This window comes from Streptococcus sp. 1559 (genome assembly GCF_013276735.1).
Classification (GTDB): Bacteria; Bacillota; Bacilli; order Lactobacillales; family Streptococcaceae; genus Streptococcus; species Streptococcus pseudopneumoniae.
In genome coordinates this window covers 1-6,902 of the sequence record NZ_VMLO01000101.1, presented here as the reverse complement: position 1 = coordinate 6,902, position 6,902 = coordinate 1, and the positions used below count along the sequence as shown (strand labels likewise).

Genomic DNA, 6,902 nt, shown 5'->3' with positions numbered 1-6,902 from the left:
AAAGCAGTGCTTTGAGCAATCTGCGGCTAGCTTCCTAGTTTGCTCTTTGATTTTCATTGAGTATAAAAGAATAGAAAAAGAAGTTGAGACAATGAATCCCAACTTCTTTTGTTTCTTAACGTGACACGCGACGGCGAGCTGCTTTTTTACGGTTTTCTTCGATGAAAGCTGCTTTTTGCTCTTCTGGTTCGATTACTTTCTTTTTAAATGCGTATACTGCACCTGCAACGGCAGCAACAGTTCCTGCGACACCTGTTACAAGACCTTTAGCGAATCCTTTAGCCATGAGTCTTCCTCCTTTATCTTCTTAATCAGCCAGCCCCCTCAAGAGGTCACATTTTTCTGACTGACCTTTTTGTGTTATAATAATAGTAACGAAAAAATGGGAATTTTTCAAGGAAAAAAGATGAAAACAAAAATAATTGTGATTGTTGGACCGACTGCTGTTGGAAAAACAGCCCTTGCCATTGAAGTGGCCAAGCGTTTTAATGGCGAAGTGGTTAGCGGTGATAGTCAGCAAGTCTATCGAGGACTTGATATTGGGACGGCTAAGGCTAGTCCAGAAGAGCAGGAAACTGTTCCTCATCATTTAATCGATGTTAGAGAGGTAACCGAGTCTTACTCGGCTTTTGATTTTGTTTCAGAAGCTAAGATGGCTATTGAGGATATTCACAGCCGTAGCAAGCTGGCCATTATCGCTGGTGGGACTGGACTTTATATCCAGAGCTTGCTAGAAGGTTACCACCTAGGTGGGGAGACTCCCCATGAGGAGATTTTGGCCTATCGGGCTAGCTTGGAGCCTTATACAGATGAGGAATTAGCTCATCTGGTGGAGCAAGCAGACCTTAAAATTCCTCAGTTTAATCGTCGTCGTGCGATGCGTGCCTTGGAAATTGCCCATTTTGGTCAGGAATTGGAAAATCAAGAGACCTTGTATGAACCATTGATTATCTGCTTGGATGATGAGCGCAGTCAATTATATGAACGTATCAATCGCCGCGTGGATTTGATGTTTGAGGCTGGGCTTTTGGATGAGGCTAAGTGGCTCTTTGACCATTACCCTGATGTGCAGGCTGCTAAAGGAATTGGCTACAAGGAACTTTTTCCTTACTTCCGTGGAGAGCAGACCTTGGAGGAAGCTAGTGAGAGTCTCAAACAGGCTACTCGTCGTTTTGCCAAGCGTCAGTTGACCTGGTTCCGTAATCGCATGCAGGTCACCTTTTATCAGATTGGAGAAGCTGGTGTGCAAGACCGCATTTTAAGCCAGATAGAGGAGTTTTTAGATGATTGATACGGAGAAAAAAGAGGAGCGAGTCCTGCTCATTGGTGTGGAATTGCAGGGTATGGATAATTTTGACCTCTCCATGGAAGAATTGGCCAGTCTAGCCAAGACAGCTGGTGCTGTCGTAGTCGATAGTTACAGGCAAAAACGTGAAAAGTATGACTCCAAGACTTTCGTTGGCTCTGGTAAGTTAGAAGAGATTGCCCTCATGGTGGATGCCGAAGAAATTACCACTGTCATTGTCAACAACCGTTTGACACCAAGGCAAAATGTCAATCTAGAGGAAGTTCTGGGTGTTAAGGTCATTGACCGTATGCAGTTGATTTTGGATATCTTTGCCATGCGGGCTCGAAGCCACGAAGGCAGGCTCCAAGTTCACCTAGCCCAGCTCAAATATCTCCTGTCTCGCTTGGTTGGTCAGGGAATTATGCTCAGTCGTCAGGCAGGGGGAATTGGTTCCCGTGGACCTGGTGAAAGCCAGCTGGAGCTGAATCGTCGTAGTGTTCGCAATCAAATCACAGATATAGAGCGTCAGCTCAAGGTGGTTGAGAAGAATCGGGCGACTGTCAGAGAAAAACGTCTGGAGTCTAGCACCTTTAAGATTGGTTTGATTGGTTATACCAATGCTGGGAAATCAACTATCATGAACATCTTGACCAGTAAGACCCAGTATGAAGCAGATGAGCTCTTTGCGACTCTGGATGCGACAACCAAGAGTATTCATCTGGGAGGCAATCTCCAAGTAACTTTGACAGATACCGTTGGCTTTATCCAAGATTTGCCGACAGAGTTGGTGTCCAGTTTCAAGTCAACCTTGGAAGAAAGCAAGCATGTGGACCTTCTGGTTCATGTTATCGATGCCAGCAATCCTTACCACGAGGAGCATGAAAAAACGGTTCTCTCCATCATGAAAGACCTGGACATGGAAGATATTCCTCACTTGACGCTTTATAATAAAGCGGATTTGGTGGAGGATTTCACGCCTACCCAAACGCCTTATGCCCTCATTTCTGCCAAGTCGGAGGATAGTCGTGAGAATTTGCAGGCTTTACTGCTAGAGAAAATCAAGGATATTTTTGAATCTTTCACCCTGCGCGTGCCTTTTTCAAAGTCCTACAAGATTCATGATTTGGAAAGTGTAGCTATTCTTGAAAATCGCGATTATCAGGATGACGGGGAAGTCATTACAGGCTACATTTCTGAGAAAAACAAATGGAGGTTAGAGGAATTTTATGACTGATATCAAAAATTTGGCTCTAAAGTATGGAGGTTATACAAGCCTAGATAAGGTTTACTTAGATCAACTTCTAGATGGTAAAACAGATCAAGAACAGTTGGTGCTTATCACTCCTCCGCCAAGTGTGGTCAATGCCTACTTTGCAGAACTTTACCAAAAAAAGAGTCCTGAAGCTGCAACCGATTATTTTGCGGAACTCAATCAGGAACTGAATCTCTACAATGTTGAGCCAAGTTTCACTCTCGAAAACAAGCCTTTTATTCGGCTTAATTTGTCTGGTAAATCCTTTGGTTTTTGCTATGAGAGTGATGGTCTTGGTCGGATTTTCTCTGAAAATGAGGAGAAAATTTCGGATGACTTGCTCTTTGAGATTGCACAAATTTTCCCCCATCAACTAGTCTTTGAAAAGTCTGGCAAGATTTACATGAAGGCTGTCGGAGACGAGGAAGTTGTTAGCATGGAGAGTCTCACAGCTTTGACTGATTTGGAAAGCTTGGTTGACGGTCGTAAGCGTCTCAAAGGCTACAGCCAAGAGGATTTACTGCAAGAAGCTGTTGCTTTTTCTGGCAAGCGCTATTTCCGATCGGAAAATCGCACAGCCATGTTATATATTGATTAATTAGAAAGTATCGAATGGATATTCAATTTTTAGGAACGGGGGCAGGTCAGCCCTCTAAAGCCCGCAACGTTTCAAGTCTCGCCCTGAAACTCTTGGACGAGATTAACGAAGTCTGGCTCTTTGACTGTGGAGAAGGTACGCAAAATCGCATTCTGGAAACCACAATTCGACCACGTAAGGTCAGCAAAATCTTTATCACCCACCTGCATGGAGACCACATTTTTGGCCTGCCAGGTTTCCTTTCTAGCCGTGCCTTTCAAGCCAATGAAGAGCAGACAGATTTGGAAATCTATGGCCCGCAGGGTATCAAGTCATTTGTCTTAACCAGTCTTCGTGTGTCAGGTTCGCGTCTGCCTTACCGTATTCATTTTCATGAGTTTGACCAAGATTCTATAGGGAAAATCCTTGAGACCGATAAATTCACGGTGTATGCAGAGGAGCTGGATCATACTATTTTCTGTGTTGGCTATCGTGTCATTCAAAAGGACTTGGAAGGAACGCTGGATGCTGAAAAACTCAAGGCAGCTGGTGTCCCATTTGGCCCACTTTTTGGTAAAATCAAAAACGGTCAAGACGTAGTTCTTGAAGACGGTACTGAAATCAAGGCAGCAGACTATATCTCAGCGCCACGTCCAGGTAAAATTATCACTATTTTAGGAGACACTCGAAAAACGGATGCCAGTGTGCGTCTGGCTGTCAATGCCGATGTCCTAGTCCATGAATCGACTTATGGAAAGGGTGATGAAAAAATTGCTCGTAACCATGGCCACTCTACTAACATGCAAGCTGCACAAGTAGCAGTAGAAGCAGGTGCCAAACGCCTCTTGCTCAACCATATCAGTGCCCGTTTCCTCTCAAAAGATATCAGCAAGCTCAAGAAAGATGCTGCTAGCATTTTTGAAAATGTCCATGTGGTCAAAGACTTGGAAGAAGTGGAAATCTAAAAGATTGAGAAAGGATAAGTATGCCTACTATTCTCATTACTGGCGCTAGTGGTGGTCTAGCTCAAGAAATGGTCAAACTTTTACCAGAAGACCAGCTCATCTTGCTTGGTAGAAATAAGGAAAAATTAGCCCAACTCTACGGAAACCATCCCCATGCAGAATTGATTGAAATCGATATTACCGATGATTCAGCCTTAGAAACTCTGGTAACTGACCTCTATCTCCGCTATGGCGAGATTGATGTTTTGATAAACAACGCTGGTTACGGGATTTTTGAGGAATTTGACCAGATTTCTGACCAAGATATTCACCAGATGTTTGAGGTCAATACTTTTGCCCTGATGAACCTGTCTCGACACCTTGCGGCTCGTATGAAAGACAGTCGAAAAGGTCATATCATCAATATTATCAGCATGGCAGGTTTAATCGCTACTGGCAAGTCCAGTCTCTACTCAGCTACCAAGTTTGCGGCCATTGGTTTTTCAAATGCTCTGCGCCTCGAACTCATGTCCTACGGTGTTTATGTAACGACGGTTAATCCAGGACCAATCCGTACAGGATTTTTCTACCAAGCCGACCCAGATGGAACCTATCTCAAGTCGGTTGACCGTTTCCTGCTAGAACCAGATGCAGTGGCTAAAAAGATTGTCAAGATTATAGGAAAAAACAAACGAGAACTCAATCTACCGATGTTGTTGAACCTAGCCCATAAGTTGTATACTCTCTTTCCCAAGCTAGCTGATAAGTTGGCAGGGGAGACTTTTAATTATAAGTAAAAAGAACCAATATGCAGGTTGTTGCTAGCCTACATATTGGTTCTTATCATTTATCAACTATCAAACTGGACTTCTTCTAGTAGATAGTCGATAAAGCGTTCGCCCATCTTAGATAGGCTGGTTTTCTCATGCTGGATATAGACCAGTTCAATTGGGTCATCAATATCCAGTGGGATAGAAACGATATTGTCTCCGTTGAGGTTGCTGTTCAAAATCCCTGTTGCAATGGTATATCCATCCAAACCAATCAAGAGATTAAAGAGGGTAGCACGGTCGCTGACTACGATGGATTTCTTGTGGTGTTCTTGGGAAAGAATCTCTTCTGAAAAGTAGAAGGAGTTGTGCGTCCCTTGGTCATAACTCAGATAAGGGAAGTTTTCCAAATCAGACAGTTTCACCTTGTCTTTCTTTGCCAGAGGATTGGTCTTGCTGACAAAGATATGCGGTTGCGCTGTGAAGAGATGGTGAGCCAGCAGGTGATTGTCATCCAGCATTTTCGTTAAAACATCACGGTTGTAGCTGTTCAAAAATAGGACACCGACCTCACTACGGAAGTTCTTGACGTCGTCGATAATTTCCCAAGTACGAGTTTCACGAAGGAAGAGCTCGTATTTCTCCATATCGCTTTTCTTGAGCAAAGAGACAAAGGCATTGACCACAAAGGCATAGTGTTGAGACGAAACGCTAAAGAGTTCGCGGTGGGCGACAGGATTTTTATAGCGTTCCTCCAGAAGCTGAGTTTGCTCGACAACCTGACGGGCATAAGAGAGAAACTCCATCCCATCACGGGTCAAGGTGATTCCCTTGGGATTGCGGATAAAGATCTCAATCCCCATTTCATTTTCCAAATCTCGCACCGCATTGGAAAGACTGGGCTGAGTGATAAAGAGTTGCTTGGCTGCCTCATTCATGGAGCCAGTTTCGACGATTTTGATAATATAATGTAATTGTTGAATTCTCATGTTTTTATTGTACCATACTTGCAACAGAATCGCCAAAGAAGATAGGAAAATCAGGAGTATTGTGTAAGTCTCTTCTTGAAAAAAACACAAAATTTTGCTAGAATGAGTCTTATGAAAACATTCTATGATGTGCAGCAATTCCTCAAACGATTTGGTATTATTGTTTACATGGGAAAACGCTTATATGATATTGAACTGATGAAGTGGGAACTCTCTCGGATTTACGATGCAGGGTTGATGGACAAATTAGACTATCTAGAAGCAGAAGCGGTTCTTCGCAGAGAGCACAAGGTAGAATTGGATTATATTGAGAAAAATGGAGAAAAGAACTAATGGTTACTTGGATTTTGTGGGCACTTATACTAGCAATGTTGGCGTGGATGGGCTTTAACTATCTTCGTATTCGCCGTGCGGCTAAAATTGTGGACAATGAGGAGTTTGAAGCCTTGATTCGTACGGGTCAATTGATTGATTTGCGCGACCCAGCAGAATTCCACAGAAAACATATTCTTGGGGCTCGCAATATTCCTTCAAGTCAGTTGAAGACTAGTCTTGCAGCCCTTCGTAAAGATAAACCTGTCCTTCTCTACGAAAACCAACGTGCGCAACGAGTTACAAATGCAGCTCTTTACTTGAAAAAACAAGGTTTTTCTGAGATTTATATTCTTTCTTATGGCTTGGATTCTTGGAAAGGGAAAGTGAAGACTAGCTAACATTCTGTAAAAATCTGTCGAATGATAGATAAAGCTAGCATTTTATGGTATCATCATTTATATTAATTTTAAGGAGATTTTATAATATGAATTCACAAGAAAAGAAAAAACCTTCACTTATTTTAGGTATCTTATCTATCGTCCTTGGTTTGCTTTCTCCAATAGTGAGTCTGATTTTGGGGATCATAGGATTGGTTTTGGCTTTTTCATACCAAAAAGAATCTGGACTGGACTATAAAACAGAAAAAATTCTCAACATCGTAGGACTTGTAGTTTCTGTTCTTAACTGGATTCTAACAATCGCAGTAGTTTTTAGATAAGCAAAAAACAAAAAAGCTTTAAATTTAAAGCTTTTTTATTATGGCTTCA

At 42.5% G+C, this 6,902-nt stretch carries 10 protein-coding genes; 8 read left to right on the top strand and 2 right to left on the bottom strand.

Features of this window, described 5'->3' with window-relative positions; genetic code table 11:
• Positions 1-115 precede the first annotated feature (115 nt).
• Entirely contained in the window at positions 116-286 is a 171-nt protein-coding gene (locus HT688_RS10355) for a DUF3042 family protein (protein WP_001051780.1), read from the bottom strand.
• 120 nt (positions 287-406) lie between these two features.
• Here HT688_RS10355 and miaA point away from each other — a divergent pair, with 120 nt between their 5' ends.
• The 5 genes from miaA to HT688_RS10330 are packed head-to-tail and all read left to right on the top strand — an operon-like array spanning position 407 to position 4,858.
• Positions 407-1,291 (top strand): tRNA (adenosine(37)-N6)-dimethylallyltransferase MiaA, encoded by an 885-nt coding sequence (gene miaA / locus HT688_RS10350; protein WP_031222742.1) that lies wholly within the window; start codon positions 407-409, stop codon positions 1,289-1,291.
• Positions 1,284-2,522, top strand: coding sequence for a GTPase HflX (gene hflX, locus HT688_RS10345; protein WP_023939997.1), 1,239 nt, complete (start codon positions 1,284-1,286; stop codon positions 2,520-2,522). The genes miaA and hflX overlap by 8 nt, the downstream gene beginning before the upstream one ends.
• A complete protein-coding gene (locus HT688_RS10340) occupies positions 2,515-3,138 on the top strand; it encodes a cystathionine beta-lyase (RefSeq protein ID WP_023939995.1) in 624 nt (207 codons plus the stop codon). The genes hflX and HT688_RS10340 overlap by 8 nt, the downstream gene beginning before the upstream one ends.
• Positions 3,139-3,152: 14 nt before the next feature.
• Positions 3,153-4,082, top strand: coding sequence for a ribonuclease Z (gene rnz, locus HT688_RS10335; RefSeq protein WP_023939993.1), 930 nt, complete (start codon positions 3,153-3,155; stop codon positions 4,080-4,082).
• A gap of 20 nt (positions 4,083-4,102) precedes the next feature.
• Positions 4,103-4,858 carry an SDR family NAD(P)-dependent oxidoreductase gene (locus tag HT688_RS10330; protein WP_023939992.1) on the top strand — a complete coding sequence of 252 codons (756 nt, stop codon included), beginning with the start codon at positions 4,103-4,105 and terminating at the stop codon, positions 4,856-4,858.
• Between the two features lie 53 nt (positions 4,859-4,911).
• Here the strand turns inward: HT688_RS10330 and HT688_RS10325 are convergent, their stop codons facing one another.
• Positions 4,912-5,820, bottom strand: a complete 909-nt coding sequence (locus tag HT688_RS10325; protein ID WP_001222592.1) for a LysR family transcriptional regulator — start codon at positions 5,818-5,820, stop codon at positions 4,912-4,914.
• A 102-nt stretch (positions 5,821-5,922) separates the two neighbouring features.
• Between HT688_RS10325 and HT688_RS10320 the strand changes: the two genes are divergently transcribed.
• The 3 genes from HT688_RS10320 (at position 5,923) to HT688_RS10310 (ending at position 6,853) form a co-directional block, all read left to right on the top strand.
• The gene (locus tag HT688_RS10320) at positions 5,923-6,153 is read left to right on the top strand and encodes a YqgQ family protein (protein ID WP_055387820.1); all 231 of its coding nucleotides are present in this window, start codon (positions 5,923-5,925) and stop codon (positions 6,151-6,153) included.
• Positions 6,153-6,533, top strand: a complete 381-nt coding sequence (locus HT688_RS10315) for a rhodanese-like domain-containing protein (protein WP_000259256.1) — start codon at positions 6,153-6,155, stop codon at positions 6,531-6,533. The genes HT688_RS10320 and HT688_RS10315 overlap by 1 nt, the downstream gene beginning before the upstream one ends.
• A gap of 86 nt (positions 6,534-6,619) precedes the next feature.
• Positions 6,620-6,853, top strand: coding sequence for a hypothetical protein (locus tag HT688_RS10310; RefSeq protein WP_001088017.1), 234 nt, complete (start codon positions 6,620-6,622; stop codon positions 6,851-6,853).
• The last annotated feature ends 49 nt before the right edge of the window (positions 6,854-6,902 follow it).

Coding starts and splice junctions, on each gene's coding strand:
- HT688_RS10355 (WP_001051780.1), bottom strand. CDS start 286: ATGGCTAAAGGATTCGCTAAAGGTCTTGTAACAGGTGTCGCAGGAACT.
- miaA (WP_031222742.1), top strand. CDS start 407: ATGAAAACAAAAATAATTGTGATTGTTGGACCGACTGCTGTTGGAAAA.
- hflX (WP_023939997.1), top strand. CDS start 1,284: ATGATTGATACGGAGAAAAAAGAGGAGCGAGTCCTGCTCATTGGTGTG.
- HT688_RS10340 (WP_023939995.1), top strand. CDS start 2,515: ATGACTGATATCAAAAATTTGGCTCTAAAGTATGGAGGTTATACAAGC.
- rnz (WP_023939993.1), top strand. CDS start 3,153: ATGGATATTCAATTTTTAGGAACGGGGGCAGGTCAGCCCTCTAAAGCC.
- HT688_RS10330 (WP_023939992.1), top strand. CDS start 4,103: ATGCCTACTATTCTCATTACTGGCGCTAGTGGTGGTCTAGCTCAAGAA.
- HT688_RS10325 (WP_001222592.1), bottom strand. CDS start 5,820: ATGAGAATTCAACAATTACATTATATTATCAAAATCGTCGAAACTGGC.
- HT688_RS10320 (WP_055387820.1), top strand. CDS start 5,923: ATGAGTCTTATGAAAACATTCTATGATGTGCAGCAATTCCTCAAACGA.
- HT688_RS10315 (WP_000259256.1), top strand. CDS start 6,153: ATGGTTACTTGGATTTTGTGGGCACTTATACTAGCAATGTTGGCGTGG.
- HT688_RS10310 (WP_001088017.1), top strand. CDS start 6,620: ATGAATTCACAAGAAAAGAAAAAACCTTCACTTATTTTAGGTATCTTA.